A 224-nucleotide genomic window follows, 5' to 3' on the forward strand; every position below is an offset into this window, starting at 1 on the left:
GGCGGCGATAGTCACTGTGCCGACGCCGGCGATAGTCGCGACTTGACCCGCAGTAAAGGAACCCGTCACGCCGGCGACGGTGAAGCCGGTCACGCTGAGGGTGTTATCGACATCGCTGTCATTGCTCAACACGTTGCCGGCTGCAACGGTGTCTTCAGCGATGGTTTGAGCATCGGCGGTCAGCACGCTCGCGTCGTCGACCGGGGTGACGTTCAGATCCAGGG

Annotated in this window: 1 protein-coding gene; it reads right to left on the minus strand. The window is 62.9% G+C overall.

Annotated features, from left to right (window positions below; translation table 11 throughout):
- Positions 1 to 224: Ig-like domain-containing protein (locus KW848_RS31550; RefSeq protein ID WP_218539202.1), on the minus strand; the 224-nt coding region annotated here is incomplete at both ends.

It is taken from the genome of Pseudomonas sp. PDM25 (assembly GCF_019219045.1).
Classification (GTDB): domain Bacteria; phylum Pseudomonadota; class Gammaproteobacteria; order Pseudomonadales; family Pseudomonadaceae; genus Aquipseudomonas.